Here is a 16,789-nt window from a genome sequence, read left to right on the forward strand (position 1 = left end):
TGTCTTTCCGTAACAGTTCAGACAAGCTGAACTGTTACGTTTTTCCTTCTTATGCTTCTTTTGAAATCTTTTTATTCCGTACCAGAATCAACGCAGCAAATACTGCCGTGATTCCGCCCACCAGTTTTCCCACGATCATGGGGAAGATCATATCCTGGTTAAATCCTGCCGTAAATCCCAGATGGTCTCCGAATACAAAGGCTGCTGACACTGCAAAAGCCACATTCAGCACTTTTCCTCTGTCATCCATATCCCTCATCATACCGAACATGGGGATACTGTTTGCAAGACTGGCTACCAGTCCTGCCGCTGCCACCTCATTCATGCCTAAAACTTTTCCCAGTCCCATAAGGGGCTTTTTAAATACCTTTGTGATCACATATACCAGCGGAAATGCGCCGGCCAGGACAATGGCAATATCCGCTACCACCTCGAATCCCTCGCCAATGGGATTCATGCCCGGAATCAGGACAATACCGGTAAGCTGTTCTATGATACCCACGCCGAGTCCGAGGGTGATCACTGCCACTACAAACTTTCCAAAATACGTGAATCCCTTTACCATAGCACTCTCAAATTTCCACAGGCCAAGGGCAATGAGCACTGCAAAAATAATGATGGGAATCAGATTTTTGAGTACCATGGTGAACGAATACCCTGCTGCCAGACCGCCTGCCAGAGAACCGATGGGTATGGTGATGACACCGGCAAGAACACCTGTTGCCAGATATTTCCGGTCCTCCTCTCTGATGATCCCGAGAGCTACCGGAATGGTGAATACAATGGTCGGCCCCAACATGGCTCCCACAATAAGTCCACCGAAATTGCCGGCATCCTCATTTAATGCCAGTGCCTGTGCCAGAGGCGCGCCGCCCATATCGTTCGCCAGAATAGAACCTGCAAACATGGCCGGGTCAGCCCCCAAAAGGCCGAACACAGGCACAATGACAGGCTTTAAAAGATTGGCGATCACCGGAGCCAGGGCAATGATTCCCACCATGGAGATTGACAGCGCTCCGATTGCCATGATTCCCTCTTCAAACTTTTCTCCCAGTCCAAAACGGCTGCCGAATATTCTGTCCAGCGCACCCAGGGCCGCAAATATTACCATAATGTAAATAATTATCTCATTGATGCTCAACCGTCATCCCTCCTCATGTATATCCAGTCCGCGGTACATGTGCGGACCTACTTAATCGCTACATCCAGAGTATCTATGATCCCCACAATAGCTGCATCCACCGGTGTTTTTCCATTTCCCACAACCATCCTTGCGGAATTTCCCCGGCAGACCAGGACCATATCCCCAACCCCGGCTCCGATGACATCCGCGGCGACCAGCAGGGATTCCTTTTCCTGTCTGTACCGTTTCATCACATCAATTACCAGGAGCTTCTGTCCGCTGATAGCCTCGTCTTTTTTCGTGGCCCAAACACTTCCGATTACTGTTCCGATTTCCATTCCTATACCTCACTGCTGTCTTCTGACTGTCAGATTATGATTGGAAATATAGTCCTTCGCCAGAGGTGTTATGATCGTCTTTCTGCCGATCAATACGGTTCTGTAACCAGTCCCGCGCATTTTTCCCAGGTCGGATTCCCCAAGCAGCTTAAGGCCGGTCAAATCAAAGGCTGTACTGTCATCTGCCGGTGCACAATCTTTTTTCCAAACCCGCACTGCAAGTTCTGCTGCCTCCTGTACGCCCGAGACGATCTCACCGCCGAAGCGCCTGATCTCCTCCTCATATTCCTGATATTTCTGATATAAGGCCTTGTAGGAAGACTCCCGGTATCTCCGGTATTCCAGACCTTTTTCCAGGATATAGACCTTCCTGCCGCTTAGCAGGGCCTCCAGAATACACTGTGCCTCCGGCTGTCCGGGAATCCCAAGAGCAGTATAAGCCAGTAAACCTATGGAGACTTGTGCTGCCACAATGAAATCATATGTCCCTGCTTCCTGAAGAGTTTGAATCTCTGCAAAGGATCTCAGAATGTTTTCCTCTGCCGGCTCAAGCGCCCCAAGTACCAGAACTTTTCCGGTGCGGGAGCATCCGCAGGTTTCCTCCTGCATTCTGTCCATACGGGCCTTAACTTCCTCTATGATATCATCAATCAGACTGTCCGTCACTTCCGACTTCCCTATATTCACCGCACAACCTCCTTTCCCCGGTTTTACCGTACAATGCGGCAGAAGGTACCTTTTTCAAATCCACAGGCGTTTGCCTCATCATAGTCAATGTGCACATAGGTCTGGAATTCGCTGCTCACCCGGGCAATGGTATCCTCAAAGATCACCGGACGGCTTCCGTAAACTTTGATCTTCAATGCTTCCTTATCTTTTACATGAAGCCTTGCTGCGTCCTCCGGTGTGATGTGCATGTGGCGTTTGGCTATGATCACGCCTTTATCTGTGACGATCTGTCTGTCGCCGTTTGTGATGGTGATTCCCGGCGTGCCTGCAATATCACCGCTTAACCGTACAGGGGGGCGTATACCGAGCACAAGGGAATCTGTCATGGAAATCTCTGCCTGGGTCTCCTTCCTCTCCGGTCCCAGGATGACCACATTGTGAATGGTCCCTTTTGGCCCGGTCAGGGAAACTCTTTCCTTACATACATACTGTCCCGGCTGGGACAGATCCCTTACTTTTGTAAGCCGGTATCCTCTGCCGAACAGACGCTCCACATCTTCCCTGCACAGATGCACATGTCTGCCGGAGGCCTCCACCTCCACCATCATCCTGTCCTTCAGTTCCCTGACAACAGCCTCTACTACTGCCTCTACCTCAACATTCATAAGTTCCTCCATATTTACCAGTCAAAAACTTGAACATCATGATCCAGAATAGGGAGGAGAGCCTGTTCAGGACACGTATGATATCTTCCCGCTCCACATCCCCGGTCTCTGTCTTAAAAGCCCGGTAGGCAGTCAGCTCTGTCTCTCTGGCCTTTGTCCTCAGCCTGTTTAAATATGCCACGATCTCACTGTGGCAGTACGTGGGCAGAAAATGTTTCATCCCGTAATACCGGCTGGGATGGTGAGAATGGGCACGCATGGCGTCCGTGTCCAGCCCCTGCATGGTGATCTCACCCACAGGCTCCCCGGATACCTCACAGCGCAGAAGCCAGCGGATGGTTTTGATGATCTCCTCCAGGTCCTCTGTGAGCGTGTGGAGATGCTGCTTTTCCGTGATCGTCTGTAAAACGATGATCTCTGCCTCCAGGGAGTCAATGGCTCCCCGGAAGGCAATTCTTGGGTGGTCTTTATACACCAGATGGTCTCCGCGCAGATGGGTCATGTGTTCCGGTTTTTCCTGTTTTTTCTCCAGGGTTTCCTGAATCGCCTCCGCCACGATACGGCGGATTTTTTCCTGTTCTTCCATTCTGCCGCTCCTTTATACCGGAGAGTTCTCGTCTGTGTAGGAAGCTCCGGTTCCTTTTTCAAGCTGGTGGGGCAGAATCACATCCACTTCTGTGTGAGGGCGGGGGATCACGTGTACGGACACCAGCTCTCCCACACGCTCTGCTGCAGATGCACCTGCATCGGTCGCTGCCTTGACTGCGCCCACATCGCCGCGCACCATAACTGTGACTAATCCGGCACCGATGCTCTCTTTTCCAACCAGAGCCACATTGGCTGCCTTGACCATGGCATCCGCTGCTTCAATTGCTCCCACAAGACCTTTTGTTTCAATCATTCCTAATGCATTTGTATTTGCCATAATGATTACCTCCAAATCTTTTCCATTTTCCAAAGCTGTTCTTTCTCTGTTAGTATTCTACATTTAGCTGAATTCATTCAGACGAATTCTTTTACGATTTTATCTACAATGGTATTTATGAGTTCCTGGCTTATCCGGCCGCTGCAGGATGATGTTGTGCTGTTCTGTGCTGTCTCGCTTTCCCTGCGGATCTCTTCCAGTTCTTTTGTGCCGAATGCCACACGTTTGATATTGATCAGATCCAGCGGACCGATGTTGTTGGAGGAGGAACTTCCTCCCACCGCACCGCATCCAAGTGTCAGGGCCGGGAACAGACCTGTGGTTGCTCCGATACCGCCAAGAGCTCCGGGCGTGTTGACCAGAAAACGGGATGCCGGAATCTGCAGCGCGAATTTTCTCACCAGCGCCTCATCCTCCGCATGCATGGAAAAAGTGTGTCCCGCACCTTCCATATGAAGGATCTCAATGCTTCTCTCCAGGACTCTGTCCGTATTTTCTTCCACAAAAAGTCCCAGGATGGGGGCCAGTTTTTCCCTGGAGTAGGGTGCATCTGCTCCCACCTTTGTCTCTCTTCCCACCAGCACTCTGGCAGATGACGGAACACCGCAGAGCCCCGCGTACTCCGCGATCTGGGCACATGTCTTTCCCACGATCATGGGGTTCATGGTGCCGTTTGCCCGCAGAATGAATCTGCCAAGCTGTCTGGACTGTTCCTGTGTCAGCACAAAGGCGCCCTGGGCCTTCAGCTCCTCCACCACCTTTTCCTCCATGCTTCGCTCCACAATAATGGACTGCTCAGAAGCACAGATGGTTCCGTTGTCAAAGGTTTTGGAATCCAGGATCTGCTTCACAGCCCGCTTTACATCAGCACTCCTGTCAATAAATGCAGGGCCGTTGCCTGCCCCCACGCCGATAGCGGGTGTTCCTGAGGAATAGGCGGATTTTACCATGGCGCCTCCTCCCGTTGCCAGGATGAGGGCTGTTCTGTCGTTTTTCATCAGGGCTTGTGTTGCCTCCATGGTTGGCACACTGATCGCCGATATGGCTCCTTTGGGGCATCCTGCCTGGCATGCCGCTTTGGAGATGACCTGCACGGTTTCCAGTATGCATTTCTTTGCGCCCGGATGTGGGGAAAATACAATGGCATTGCCGCCCTTTAAGGCGATCATGGCCTTGTAAATGACTGTGGATGTGGGGTTAGTGGAGGGGACGATTCCCGCGATCACCCCCACAGGTGTGCCGATATCCCACACCTTTCTCTCCCTGTCCTCATGGAGAATTCCCACTGTCTTTTCATTCTTCACAGCATCGTAAACCACTCTGGCTGCAAACATGTTTTTGATCACCTTATCCTGCCATCTGCCGAAACCGGTCTCCTGCTGGGCCGCTTTTGCAAGCGGTACCGCGTGGGCGGCTCCGGCATCGCTGATGGCTTTTACGATGCGGTCAATCTGTGTCTGGTCCATACGTGACAGTTCCCGCTGGGCCTTTTCTGCCTCTATGAGCAGGTTCCTTGTCTCCTGCACGGAAATCAGGTCTTTATCCTTTAATTCCATTGTTCACTCTCCTTTTCCCTTATTCAAAATCTTTTGGATAGTCTGCCACTGCCTGTACTGCCTGGGCAAACGCAGAGCAGGCTGCCTTGCATGCGGACTGGCTTCCTGTAAGAAGGCCTCCGCCAAAATTCGTCTCTGAGGGCGGGCCGTAAAAAGATACCATTGACACGTCCGCAGCTTTCATGGCAGCGTCCAGGCCATAGACTGCCTCCAGAGGCGGTGCGATCAGATAGGCCAGGGCCTCACCTTCCGGTATCCCTGCTGTCTTTGACAGGTAGGAACCTGTCCGGGATACGGTGTGGGCGTAGTAGACAATGGAATCATCCTCATTGGCGCTTACAAAGCAGGGGCCGGATTCCATAAAATTCCGTATGGAATTCAGTCCGCTCCGTATCTCTGCCGGACTCGGGCCGCCTATGATACCAATGACCTCACCTGCCAGCTTCGTGGACGCATTGGCCGCACCGGCATACATGGATCTCGCGTAGACGACCTCCACATCTGCATCTTTTGTGGCTTCATCAAGGGCAGTGTAGAGCACATCGTCCGTATCCGCTGTTACGATTCCAAGGCTTTTATGCCTTGGCCCCAGCTCCAGCGCTTTTGCCAAATCCTCACTGACATTGGAAATCATGCGGATTCCCAGTATCGCGGGACGTAGTTCATCATGTTTCATAGTATTCCTCCAATAGCTCTGTGTTTTATTTCAAGTCGATTCCCGATGCCTTTTTCTCCAGCATTTTTACGATCAGTTCCGCCGCATGGGCACCTGCCTCCACAGCAGTGGTCCCACCCTTGTGTATATTACTGATCACGGTACGCTTTGCCTCCGCAAGGCCGTGCCTTGGTTTGTATGCAATATAAGCGGACATGGATTCCGCGGTTACAAGGCCCGGGCGTTCCCCCACCAGCATACAGATAACATCCGCATCCGTCACTTCACCCACAGCGTCCATGGCTCCCACCCTGGCGTATTTGATAAAGAGCACAGGGGGGAGCGTGATCTGGTGCATCTGCAGACCCTGTCGTATAGCGGGGATCATATCCTCCACATTTGCCTCGATGGCGGAGGAGGAAAGGCCGTCCCCCACGATCACAAGCACTTTCGGATGACTGCCGCAGGTCTTGCGGATGACTTCAAGCTCATCTGCGGGAAAGCGCCTTCCCAGGTCAGGGCGGGTCAGATATTCATCTTTATCCTTACAAAGTGTCTTCACAAAGACAAAACCGCATTTTTTAATAAAATCCTCCGACACGTCACTGAACACCGCATCCTGTGCCGCCGCATGGTCTGCCCGGACGCGAAGCATGGTGGCGGTCCGGTATCTGGCACCTGCTTTGCCGATTCCCAGTCTGGCCGGGGTCTTTGCTTTCATGTCCAGATATCCATCCGCATCCGCAGGATTTTTTACAAGAAGCTGCCGCCGCAGGTCTGTCTTTGTGATGTCCTCCAGGCATTCTCCGGATTCGGCGGGTATCTCCTTCTTTTTCAGCGCTTCCGCAGTGGTCTGTATCACCTCGGAACGCTTAGGCTCAGGGGCCGTGGAAGTATTTAACATCTGATCCAGGATTTTCTCCACCATGGATCTAATTTCCTCATCTCTCACTTGATATGTCCTCCTTCTAATTCCTTATACATGCTGCCTCTATCCGCTAAAACAGGGTGGAGGCATCTCCCGCCCTGGCAGTCAGATGTCCTCTGTCATCCACATATCCCATTTTCATCAGCCAGTTGTGGAATGGTTTGATGGCTGTCAGGCCGAAGATCTCACGCAGGGCTGCTGTCTCATGAAAGCCTGTTGTCTGATAGTTCAGCATTACATCATCTCCGTGAGGAATTCCCATAAAGTAATTACAGCCCGCAGCTGTCAGCAGGACAGACAGATCCTCTATGGTATTCTGGTCTGCTTTCATATGGTTGGTATAGCAGGCATCACATCCCATGGGAATACCCGAGAGTTTCCCCATGAAATGGTCCTCCAGACCGGCGCGGTTCACCTGCCGCCCGTCATACAGGTATTCCGGGCCGATGAATCCCACAACCGTATTGACCAGAAACGGTGAAAAATGGCGGGCAAATCCATAACACCTTGCCTCCATGGTCACCTGGTCTGTCTCATGATGCGCTTCTGATGACAGCTCTGATCCCTGGCCTGTCTCAAAGTACATGACATTTGGTCCCTGGGCAGTTCCCTTTGTCAGCGCAAGCTGCCGCGCCTCCTCAATGGTTGCCGCATTGAATCCAAAGGCCGTATTTCCCAATTCAGAGCCTGCAATGGACTGAAAGATCAGGTCCGCCGGAGCGCCTTTTCTGATGGCCTCCATCTGAGTTGTCACATGTGCCAGAACACAGGTCTGCGTGGGAATCTGATGTTTCTGTTTCACTTCCTCAAACCTGTGCAGGACCCTGGCAACACTCTCAGCGGAGTCATCCACAGGGTTTAATCCCAGAAGGGCATCCCCGGCTCCATAGGTAAGGCCCTCCAGAAGGGAGGCCATAATACCATCCGGGTCATCAGTGGGATGGTTTGGCTGAAGACGTGAGGACAGAGTCCCCTCCTCTCCGATGGTGGTATTGCAGTGTGCTGTGACACGGATTTTTCTGGCTCCGTATACCAGATCCAGATTGGACATGATCTTTGCCACGGCTGCCACCATCTCTGAGGTGAGCCCTCTTGATACCCGGCGGATCATCTCCCCTGTTGTCTCCTCATCCAGAATCCATTCACGGAGGTCAGAGACCGTCATTCCCTTAATTTCCCTGTAAATAGATTCATTGATATCATCCTGGATGATCCTGGTCACCTCGTCCGTCTCATAAGGCACTGCCGGATGGTTTCTCAAGTCTTCCAGAGTTATCTGGGACAGCACGATTTTGGCTGCCACCCGCTCCTCCGCTGACTCTGCCGCAAGGCCGGCCAGTTTATCTCCGGATTTTTCTTCATTGGCTTTTGCCATCACTTCTTTTAATGACTGAAAAGCATACACATGTCCAAATAATTTTGTTTTTAAAATCATGGCTTTTTCCTTTCGTTGGCATTGATTTGTTACAATTCAGCAGGTCTGCGCATTTACTGCGCTGACCGTAAGAAAAAGTTCAGCAGCCGGGCAAAAATCCCATCGCCAAAGGCGATTTTACATGGATTTTTGATCGTAACTGTGAGGGCACTGAACAGTTACATTTATTTACTAAAAACAAGGGTTTTGACCACCACCGGCAGTACACATCCTTCTGCAATGGGCTTTCCGATATCGATATATTCGCCCTCTGCCAGATGGATGCCGTCCAGGCAGATGACCTCCCTTTTCCATTCCAGAAGGTGATACATGGTCTGTCCCAGGACTTTTGCCATATCATTTTCCACCACTACGATCAACGGCAGTCCCGCGCGGAGCAAGGGTTCCATGCCGTCCAGAAGGGCTTCTGCATATTCCTGTACCCTTAAAAAGCTCGGATTATCCTCTCCGGTAAAGGCAACGGCTGTCTGCTGTATACTGCCCTCCACGGTGAACCACTCCAACTTTTTCCTGATGGCATCCCCCATGGCTGCAGGTTCGCTCTCCTCCTCACTGAGTTTCAGAACGGGAAGATTCTTTATCGGAAACACTTCCTTTGTGTAGGTAATGGTGCTGCCGCTTATTTCCGTAGTATGGCTTCCCGCTCCCACCACTGTGGCGCGTATAGTCTCTGCGCTTTCGATCACCTGCAGATTCCGAAACAGTGCAGACTCCCGTATGGTCCTCCCCAGCAGCACACCTATATCCCCGAATAGAAAGGGGTCCGTAAATTTTTCGGGATGATAAACCACATCCGCCACGCCGCCTGAGAAACTGATGCAGGAAATCTCCTGTGACAGATGGATTCCCTGGTTCGTGATCATCTTTTCATAATAAGGATTGTCTCTGCGCAGTCCCACACTCTGCTCCAGTACCTCTGTCATCTGCACAAGCAGCGGTTTGAGAAGCGCCTCATCTGCAATGGTTCCGACGCTGATCTCCCAGCCCTCAGACTCAATGATCTTCTGTATCTTCGGCGCAATATAAGTGATCCGTCCGGTCTCTCTGTCCAGTTTTACAAGCCTTCCTCCGATATCCAGACAGCCTGTATCCACAGTGTCGCCCCGACAAAATACCGCCAGATTGCTGGTCCCCCCGCCGATATCTATATTGACGGCTGTGAGATGGTGCTCTTTGGAATATAGATCCGTACCGGCACCTTTTCCGGAGATGACACTCTCCAGATCCGGCCCTGCTGTGGCCACTACAAAATCCCCCGCAAATCCGCTCAGGGCGTGAATAACCTCCCTGGCATTTTCTTTTCCGGCCGTCTCACCTGTGATGATGACAGCGCCTGTGTCAATCTCATCCTTTTGGATACCTGCCTTCTCATATTCCCGCTCTATGATTTCCCGTACTTTACCAAAATCGATCCTGGTCTGGTCAAGGAGGGGTGTAAAATAAATATCGCTTTTGTACTGAATCTCTTTTCTGGTGATCACCATCCGGGGAACTGTATAACTGGTCGCCATGTTCTCCACTGTCAGCCTGGAAAAAATAAGCTGCGTGGTACTGGTACCAAGATCAATTCCCACACTCAAAAGTTCTTCTTTCATTTTGTCCCCCTTTCCCGGTTCAGAAATTCAGACAGCTCGGCAATTCCTGTCCCCTTTGGTGTATCCACTCGAAAGATCCGGCTTACGCCTGCCTCTTTTAACTGCGTCTGGGCCCTCTTCACCTGTTCCGGGCCAGCCTCATGTATCTTCGTTATAATACCGATCACCTTTTTCCCGAAAATGCCGGCAAACCCGGGAGGAATCGCCCGGTATTCCGATGTAGGGTCAGCCACCAGGGCGATGATGCCCGCGTCCACTGCACTCATGATCAGAGCATTGTAAAAATGGCGGTTCTCCAGGTACTCCCCCGGTGTGTCTATGGATTCCCCGTACCGTTCCACAGCCTGGGTCTTTTTATAGCGGATCTCTTCTTCGTTTAACTTCTGGCACAGGGTTGTCTTGCCGCAGCCGCTCTGTCCTATAAATATCACTTTCTTCATGTTCTCGTCACCGGCGCCTTTGCAAATCCCAGATGTTCTTCCATGGTTTCCAGAATCTCCTTCACTGCAGCCTCCACAGAACTGATGTCACCGGTAAACACCAGCGCGCCGCTGAACCTGTCGATAAACCCCAGGGTGATGTCAGAAGCTTTAGTGGCTATATCAGCCGCTATGATTGCCCCCTCACTGGGTGTTATGGTCAGAATGCCGATGGCGTCCATCTGCGCCGGCTCCAGTCCCAGTTTCACATAGATCGCCGGGTCGGGACCGGCTATGACATGGGCCAGTGTAATCTGTTTTCCCGGGACAAATTCCTGTATGATCCTCTGTTTTTCTTTCACTTCCATATCTGAGCCCTCCTTGCCCGGACGGTATCAGCGGATTCCCTGATAAGCGCGTTTCAAAAGTTCCAGAATATCCTCCCGGGATACATCTCTGGGGTTTGTCCTGATACAGGCATCCGCCAGCGCTCCCTGTGCTACAGCATCCTTCTGTTTCTGGTATTCCTCAGGCAAAATGCCGCAGTCCTTAAATCCAAAAGGCATTTTCATCTGCTCCTGCATTTTCCGGATCTCTCTGACCAGGTTCTTCACCCCGGCCCGCACATTGCCGCCGCCGATTCCCGCAAGCTGGGCGATCGCCGCATATTTTTCGGCTGCCCGGGTATATGCACGGGGATTGAATTCCTTCATATCCGCGTTAAATTCCACCACATAGGGGAGCAGAACCGCATTGGTCCTGCCGTGGGGCACTTTGAACTTTCCTCCGATGTTGTGGGCAATGGCGTGGTTCACTCCCAGAGACGTTCTGTCAAAGGCCAGTCCTGCCATACAGGATGCATTGTGCATCTCCTCCCTGGCTCTGAAATCCTCCTGGCTGGTATAGGAACGGATCAGGTACCGCAGAACCGTCACAGCTGCTTTCTCCGCCAGGGCATCTGTAAAGGCATTGGCTTTTGTGGAGACGTAAGCTTCCAGCGCGTGTGTCAGCACATCCATGCCCGTGTCCGCCACCACGGTTTTGGGAACACTTTTTACAAGGCTGGCATCCAGGATCGCCGTATCCGGAAGAAGAGACTGGTCCACCAGGGGATATTTGATTCCCTTTTCCCTGTCTGTGATCACGGCAAAGGATGTAACCTCCGAGCCGGTTCCGCTGGTGGTGGGAACCGCAATAAATTCCATATCCGGCAGATTTCCGATCTGTCTGGAAAAATGCATGATGGCCTTGGCCTCATCAATGGCAGATCCTCCGCCCAGGGCAATGAGGGTATCCGGTCTGTGTTTTATCACCTCTTTGACACCTTCGATCACCAGTTCCAGGGGCGGGTCAGGAACCACATTGCTGAAGATCGTACAGCGGTCTTTTTCCAGATATCCGGTGATACGCTCCACAAGGCCGGACTCCACCATAAAAGGATCTGTGACAATAAATATCCCGGCACCCTGCAGTTTTTTTAAATATTCCAATGCATTTTTTCCAAAATGTATGGATGTTTTTATCCCGAACTCTTCCATAATCTCTCGTCCTTTCGATTCCATTCCTCGTTTAGCTTGTGTTCGAAAATTACCTGCCGCAAGATGTGCGGCACAATTTGCAGGCAGTCCTGCGGGCATGCATTTTCAAACATCCTCTTGCTATCTTTTGTGTATTCTGCCCAGATTATGCAAAAAATCATGTTGGTAGACAAATGGTAATTTATGTTTTATTCCTGTCTGCCATATGGCTGTCCGCACGTTTTTTCCAGAATATCAGGCACCTGCTCCGGCTTAACTTTGGAAAACAGTTTCCCGTCAATGAGAAGATTCGGCGATGTCCCGCAGTTTCTCAGGCAGCCGCGCACATGCAGATATACATTTCCGTCAGCAGACAGACCTTCCTTTTTAATGCCCAGCGCTTTTCTCACAGCCTGGGAAACGGCTGCTCCGCCCTTATTTCTGCATCTTATCCCCGTGCAGACCGTGACGGTATGCTCATACGGTGTTTCTTTTAGATCAGAGTACATACGCACCAGATACTGAATCACAGAAACCTTTATGCCTGCCGCCTGTGCTGCCCTCTCCTGGAGTTTCGGACTGATTCCGCCGCAGGCTTCCTGCAGTTCCCTTAACATTGCAGCCACTGTTTCCTGCTCTTTTTTATCTTTCCTGCCGCTGTAATAGGAAAGAATCTCATTGATACTTTCTTCTCTGTCCATGATAAACTCCGTTCCGATTTTTATATTTTCTGCTGGGTTATACTTACATTTTCTGCAGATTTCCTGTGGTTATGCAGATATCTCATATCTCTTGGCACATGTACGTTCAATACAAAAAACGCACCCGACAAAAGAAAAGACTTGTGATGCCGGGCTGTAGAAGCCGCCGCAGCACAGTGGTATACTTTTTATATCATGAATCAATGTCTGTTCCCTATGGGAAAGGAGGAAATACCTATGGCGGATTATGAAAAACTTTATGAGGAAAGAAAAAAACGCGTGGAAACTGCCGTCTTAAACCAGGAGCCGGACAGGGTTCCGAATACCCTTTTAGTCGGCACCTACCCTCTTCACAAGGCCGGAATCACTATGGCTGAGAGTATGGTTGACCATGAAAAAGCCTGCCGTGCCATGCTGGCTTTTTATGAAAAATACTCTTACACAGATACGGGAAGCATCAGTAATTTCACCCCCGCAGCTAAAGTTCTGGAAAATCTGGGCATGAAAAATGCCCGCTGGCCCGGAGACCCCAAGGGCCTGGACGAAAACAATACCTATCAGTTCATTGAATATCCAACGCTGGAAGACGGGGAATACGATGAATTTTTCCGGGATCCGGCAGGCTTCTGGCTGACCAAACATCTGCCCCGCACCATGGAAATCTTTGAACCGCTTTCTGACCTGGATTACTATGATATGATCGTGGGCGGTGCTCAGCATTTGCTGACCTCACCGCAGGCCATCCCTGTCTACAAACGCCTGCTGGCTGCTGCGGAGGAAGCCCAGAAAATGAACGCTGTGATACAGGAGTACGACAAAAAGCTCCGCGCCCTTGGCTATTATTCCATTATGGGCGGAGGCTCTGCAACGGCCTTTGATATGCTTGGGGATACACTCCGGGGAACCTTTGGCATGATGCCGGATTTGATTGAAGAGCGGGACAATGTAAAGCATGCACTGGATATCTTCGCAGACCTGCATATCAAACAGAGTCTGGGATTCTGCCAGGCAACCGGCAGCCGCTACGCATGGGTTATGCTGCACAAGGGCTTTGATAATTTCATCAGTGAGGAGGATTACAGGGAACTGTACTGGCCTTGTCTGCAGAAATGGATCCTTGCGCTGATCGAACACAATATCACACCGGTTGTGTACACAGAGGGCGCCTATAATACCAGGCTGAAATACCTGAAGGAAGTGCCGAAGAATAAAGTGGTATACCACTTTGAGAACGTAGACCTGAAGCTTGCAAAAAAAGAACTGGGAGACACGGCCTGCCTTATGGGCGGATTCCCGGTATACTCAGTGCGGTACGGCACGCCTGAGAGAATCCGGGAAGAAGTGAAACAGCATCTGGAGATCATGGCACCGGGAGGCGGTTATCTTTTCACCACCGGATATTCCCTGGAGGACTGTCCCCAGGAAAATATGGAAGCGCTTTTGGAAGCTGTTGACATGTACGGAAAATACTAAAAAAAGTGCGGCGCCCCGGATGTTTTCCCGGGACGCCGCACTTATCTGTTTCTTTTTTAATCCAAAACTTTTTTCCTGAATGCGCGGACGGATATCAGGTAAATGATGCTGAATAACAGCAGTATGGCTGCCGCGCTGAACACATTGATCCGAAGCAGATCTTCTTTCATAACCGTTCCCACTGCGTGGATAGAAAAATAGGAAGTCAGGACCATGAGAACAAAAGGACAGTAATAAGTAAAGCGAATCTCATTTTTCATGGATTTATAAAGTGTTGATCTCTGGATTCCTATTTTCTGCAATACCCTGTAGCGCTCCATATCCTCCACAGCTTCATTGTTTAATTTGATGAAGATAATACTTCCGCAGGCCAGGATCAGGGTTGCGAACATGAATACACAGAGGGAATACATGACACGGACCCATGCCCCTTCTTTATCCTCCGTACGAATCAGATTCACACCCACAAAACGGTCCGGATCCTCTTTCGCAAGAGACCTGAGATAGGGAACCGAGGCATCCAGATTTTCGGGATCCTCAAATTTATAGTTGTACAGATACAGAACTTCCCCCAATAGCTGCAGCTTTTTATACTGTGTGTCATTCACCACATATACACTCATCCCATTCTGCAGATCCCCCAGATATGGCACATTGCTCTCTGCGATCTGCTGAAATACCTGATCCCCTATGGTAACCGGCTCATTGTCTTCCGGAACAAAGCTCATGAGCATAATATGGGTCAGATGAACACACTCATTGTTCCCAAGCGATCCACTCTCATAGGGAAGTCCGGCTTCTTCGGCGGCAGCTTTTACGGCCGATTCTGAAGTAATGGCATAATTGGCACTCTTGTATTTCGAATGCAGCTTATCCGGGTCAAGCGATAACAGGGGAATGCTGCTTCTGTATTTTACTTTATTCTCCTTCTCAATCCCTTTTTGTATCTCATCTGCGTCCACTTCCGTTTTCGTTACCACCTGACAGGTATATGTGGTCCTGAAATGCTCTGACCTTTCATATCTCTGCTTCAGGGCTATGGAGGTTCCAAGCACTGTGACGGAGCAGATCATGAGCACGGTCACGATAGCATAGGTCCTGTAGTTCCGCTTCAGACGGAAGGCCAGGTTGTTCACCCAAAGATTTCTCTGCTTCTGATAGAGATATTGTTTATTCTCCGTAAGCTTTCTGATCAGCCATGGAATCAGGCCGCCGTAGATAAAATAAGTGCCTGCTATGACCAGGATCACCGCAGCCAGGGCATAGGCAAGACTGTCAATATCACCTGTCCTGACGGCACAGTAATATCCTGCCCCAAGTACACTGACGCCAAGCATGATCTTAATGGCTGTCAGAAATGCCGGTTCCGCTTTCATCTCTTTTTGTTTTGCACCGGAAAGCATATCCAGCACGCTGCTTCTGACAAGAGAGACATACCCCTTCACCACCATCAGCCCGTAAATCGCCATGAAAACACACGCAGTTATCAGCACCGGCTTCAGGGAAAAGGAAAATTTTATATCCACGCTGATCTCCGAAATGCGCAGCAGCACCATCTGGAACAGCTTTGAAAAAACTACTCCCGCCGCCAGACCTGCTGCCAGGGAAAAGAGGCCGGAAAATAAAGCTTCCAAAGCGTACATTTTCCCGATTCTTTTGTTGTCCAGTCCCATGAAAACGTAGATGCCGATTTCCTTTTTCCGCTGGTTTAAAAACACATTGGTGGCATACCAGATAAAGAAAAACAAAAATACGCCAAAGACAACAGACAGCGCATGCACGATCAAATCTATATAATCTTTATTGTAATTGTTCAGCACTTCCATGGAATCCGAATACAGAACACACTGGAAATTAAAAAAGACAAATACAGAGAAGGCCAGCGCCAGAACCAATGACATATAATTTCTCAGATTCCGTTTAAAATTGGACATTGTAAGCCGGATCAGACTCATTCCCTCTCACCTCCCATGGATGCCAGGAGCTTCAGGATCTCATCGTAAAATAACTTTCTGTCCTCCTTATTGTTCAGTCTGCACTGGATCTGCCCGTCGCTTAAAAAGTATACCTGCTTTGCATAGCTGGCTGTGTAGGCATCATGCGTCACCATAAGAATCGTGGCTTTTCCTTTCTCATTGGCTGCCTTCAGGCTCAAAAGCAGATCCCGGCTGGAACGGGAATCCAGAGCTCCTGTGGGCTCATCGGCAAAGAGGATCCGGGGTTCTGTGATCAGTGCCCTGGCACTGGCTCCGCGCTGTTTCTGTCCTCCGGAAAGCTGGTAAGGGTATTTGTTCAGATGCGCAGACAGCCCGAACATATCTGCCATTTTATCCACCTTCTCCAGAATTTCCCGGTTCTTCTTACCGTTCAGGGAAAGAGGAAGGGCTATGTTGTCCTGAAGGGTCATATTGTCCAGAAGATTGTATTCCTGGAAAATGAATCCGATCTTATCCCTGCGGATCACGGAGAGCTGTCGGTTTCCCACCCTTGTCACATCCTCCCCGTCCAAAATGATCTGCCCCCGGGAGGGCTTGTCAAGCGTGGACAGCAGGTTTAAAAGGGTGGATTTACCGGCTCCGCTTGGCCCCATGATGGCAATAAAATCATGTTCATAAATATCCATGGTGACATCTTTCAGGACTACCGACTCATATCCTTTGCGTCCATAGGTCTTTGTCAGATTTTTGATCTCCACAATTTTTTTCATTTCCTTAACTCCTTTTACGGCAAATTCAACTGTTTTCTTTACAGTTTAAGTGTAGCAAAACAGGAGCGGGAAATCCTTACATC

Annotated in this window: 18 protein-coding genes; 1 reads left to right on the forward strand and 17 read right to left on the reverse strand. The window is 50.3% G+C overall.

The genetic code is table 11. The features are described 5' to 3' along the window. Positions 1–49: 49 nt before the first annotated feature. From eutH to WMO65_RS08350, 15 genes are all read right to left on the reverse strand, one after another. Positions 50–1,141, reverse strand: coding sequence for an ethanolamine utilization protein EutH (gene eutH, locus WMO65_RS08280; RefSeq protein WP_148392702.1), 1,092 nt, complete (start codon positions 1,139–1,141; stop codon positions 50–52). 47 nt (positions 1,142–1,188) lie between these two features. After that, positions 1,189–1,461: a EutN/CcmL family microcompartment protein gene (locus WMO65_RS08285; RefSeq protein WP_033139480.1), complete on the reverse strand. Its 273-nt coding sequence runs from the start codon at positions 1,459–1,461 to the stop codon at positions 1,189–1,191. A gap of 9 nt (positions 1,462–1,470) precedes the next feature. After that, positions 1,471–2,148, reverse strand: a complete 678-nt coding sequence (locus tag WMO65_RS08290) for a hypothetical protein (RefSeq protein WP_148392703.1) — start codon at positions 2,146–2,148, stop codon at positions 1,471–1,473. Positions 2,149–2,171: 23 nt separating this feature from the next. Continuing rightward, positions 2,172–2,795, reverse strand: coding sequence for an ethanolamine utilization phosphate acetyltransferase EutD (gene eutD, locus WMO65_RS08295; protein WP_033139479.1), 624 nt, complete (start codon positions 2,793–2,795; stop codon positions 2,172–2,174). Continuing rightward, entirely contained in the window at positions 2,785–3,381 is a 597-nt protein-coding gene (locus WMO65_RS08300; RefSeq protein ID WP_148392704.1) for a cobalamin adenosyltransferase family protein, read from the reverse strand. Before WMO65_RS08300 ends, eutD begins: the two co-directional genes overlap by 11 nt. A gap of 12 nt (positions 3,382–3,393) precedes the next feature. Next, the gene (locus tag WMO65_RS08305; RefSeq protein WP_033139478.1) at positions 3,394–3,720 is read right to left on the reverse strand and encodes a BMC domain-containing protein; all 327 of its coding nucleotides are present in this window, start codon (positions 3,718–3,720) and stop codon (positions 3,394–3,396) included. Between the two features lie 77 nt (positions 3,721–3,797). Next, positions 3,798–5,276, reverse strand: coding sequence for an acetaldehyde dehydrogenase (acetylating) (locus WMO65_RS08310; RefSeq protein WP_103732310.1), 1,479 nt, complete (start codon positions 5,274–5,276; stop codon positions 3,798–3,800). A gap of 19 nt (positions 5,277–5,295) precedes the next feature. Then, positions 5,296–5,952, reverse strand: coding sequence for an ethanolamine utilization microcompartment protein EutL (eutL, locus tag WMO65_RS08315; protein ID WP_033139477.1), 657 nt, complete (start codon positions 5,950–5,952; stop codon positions 5,296–5,298). 25 nt (positions 5,953–5,977) lie between these two features. After that, entirely contained in the window at positions 5,978–6,883 is a 906-nt protein-coding gene (eutC, locus tag WMO65_RS08320) for an ethanolamine ammonia-lyase subunit EutC (protein WP_103732309.1), read from the reverse strand. Positions 6,884–6,929: 46 nt separating this feature from the next. Continuing rightward, positions 6,930–8,294, reverse strand: coding sequence for an ethanolamine ammonia-lyase subunit EutB (locus WMO65_RS08325; protein WP_148392705.1), 1,365 nt, complete (start codon positions 8,292–8,294; stop codon positions 6,930–6,932). A gap of 164 nt (positions 8,295–8,458) precedes the next feature. Continuing rightward, the gene (gene eutA, locus WMO65_RS08330) at positions 8,459–9,889 is read right to left on the reverse strand and encodes an ethanolamine ammonia-lyase reactivating factor EutA (protein ID WP_033139474.1); all 1,431 of its coding nucleotides are present in this window, start codon (positions 9,887–9,889) and stop codon (positions 8,459–8,461) included. Then, positions 9,886–10,329 (reverse strand): EutP/PduV family microcompartment system protein, encoded by a 444-nt coding sequence (locus WMO65_RS08335; RefSeq protein WP_148392706.1) that lies wholly within the window; start codon positions 10,327–10,329, stop codon positions 9,886–9,888. The genes eutA and WMO65_RS08335 overlap by 4 nt, the downstream gene beginning before the upstream one ends. Beyond that, positions 10,326–10,676, reverse strand: a complete 351-nt coding sequence (locus WMO65_RS08340; protein WP_187370599.1) for a BMC domain-containing protein — start codon at positions 10,674–10,676, stop codon at positions 10,326–10,328. Before WMO65_RS08340 ends, WMO65_RS08335 begins: the two co-directional genes overlap by 4 nt. 27 nt (positions 10,677–10,703) lie before the next feature. Then, positions 10,704–11,846: a 1-propanol dehydrogenase PduQ gene (locus tag WMO65_RS08345; protein WP_148392707.1), complete on the reverse strand. Its 1,143-nt coding sequence runs from the start codon at positions 11,844–11,846 to the stop codon at positions 10,704–10,706. Between the two features lie 188 nt (positions 11,847–12,034). Beyond that, complete coding sequence (locus tag WMO65_RS08350) at positions 12,035–12,526, reverse strand: NADH-quinone oxidoreductase subunit NuoE family protein (protein WP_033139471.1); 492 nt, start codon at positions 12,524–12,526, stop codon at positions 12,035–12,037. Between the two features lie 237 nt (positions 12,527–12,763). Here WMO65_RS08350 and WMO65_RS08355 point away from each other — a divergent pair, with 237 nt between their 5' ends. Next, positions 12,764–13,999, forward strand: a complete 1,236-nt coding sequence (locus WMO65_RS08355) for a uroporphyrinogen decarboxylase family protein (RefSeq protein WP_187370600.1) — start codon at positions 12,764–12,766, stop codon at positions 13,997–13,999. Between the two features lie 56 nt (positions 14,000–14,055). On the opposite strand, the gene WMO65_RS08360 is transcribed toward WMO65_RS08355, so the two are convergent. Both WMO65_RS08360 and WMO65_RS08365 read right to left on the reverse strand, forming a co-directional pair. Beyond that, positions 14,056–15,954, reverse strand: a complete 1,899-nt coding sequence (locus WMO65_RS08360) for an FtsX-like permease family protein (RefSeq protein ID WP_148392709.1) — start codon at positions 15,952–15,954, stop codon at positions 14,056–14,058. Continuing rightward, positions 15,951–16,706: an ABC transporter ATP-binding protein gene (locus WMO65_RS08365; RefSeq protein WP_148392710.1), complete on the reverse strand. Its 756-nt coding sequence runs from the start codon at positions 16,704–16,706 to the stop codon at positions 15,951–15,953. Before WMO65_RS08365 ends, WMO65_RS08360 begins: the two co-directional genes overlap by 4 nt. Positions 16,707–16,789: the final 83 nt, after the last annotated feature.

Origin of the sequence: Blautia caccae (assembly GCF_040095955.1) — a bacterium.
Classification (GTDB): Bacteria; Bacillota; Clostridia; order Lachnospirales; family Lachnospiraceae; genus Blautia; species Blautia celeris.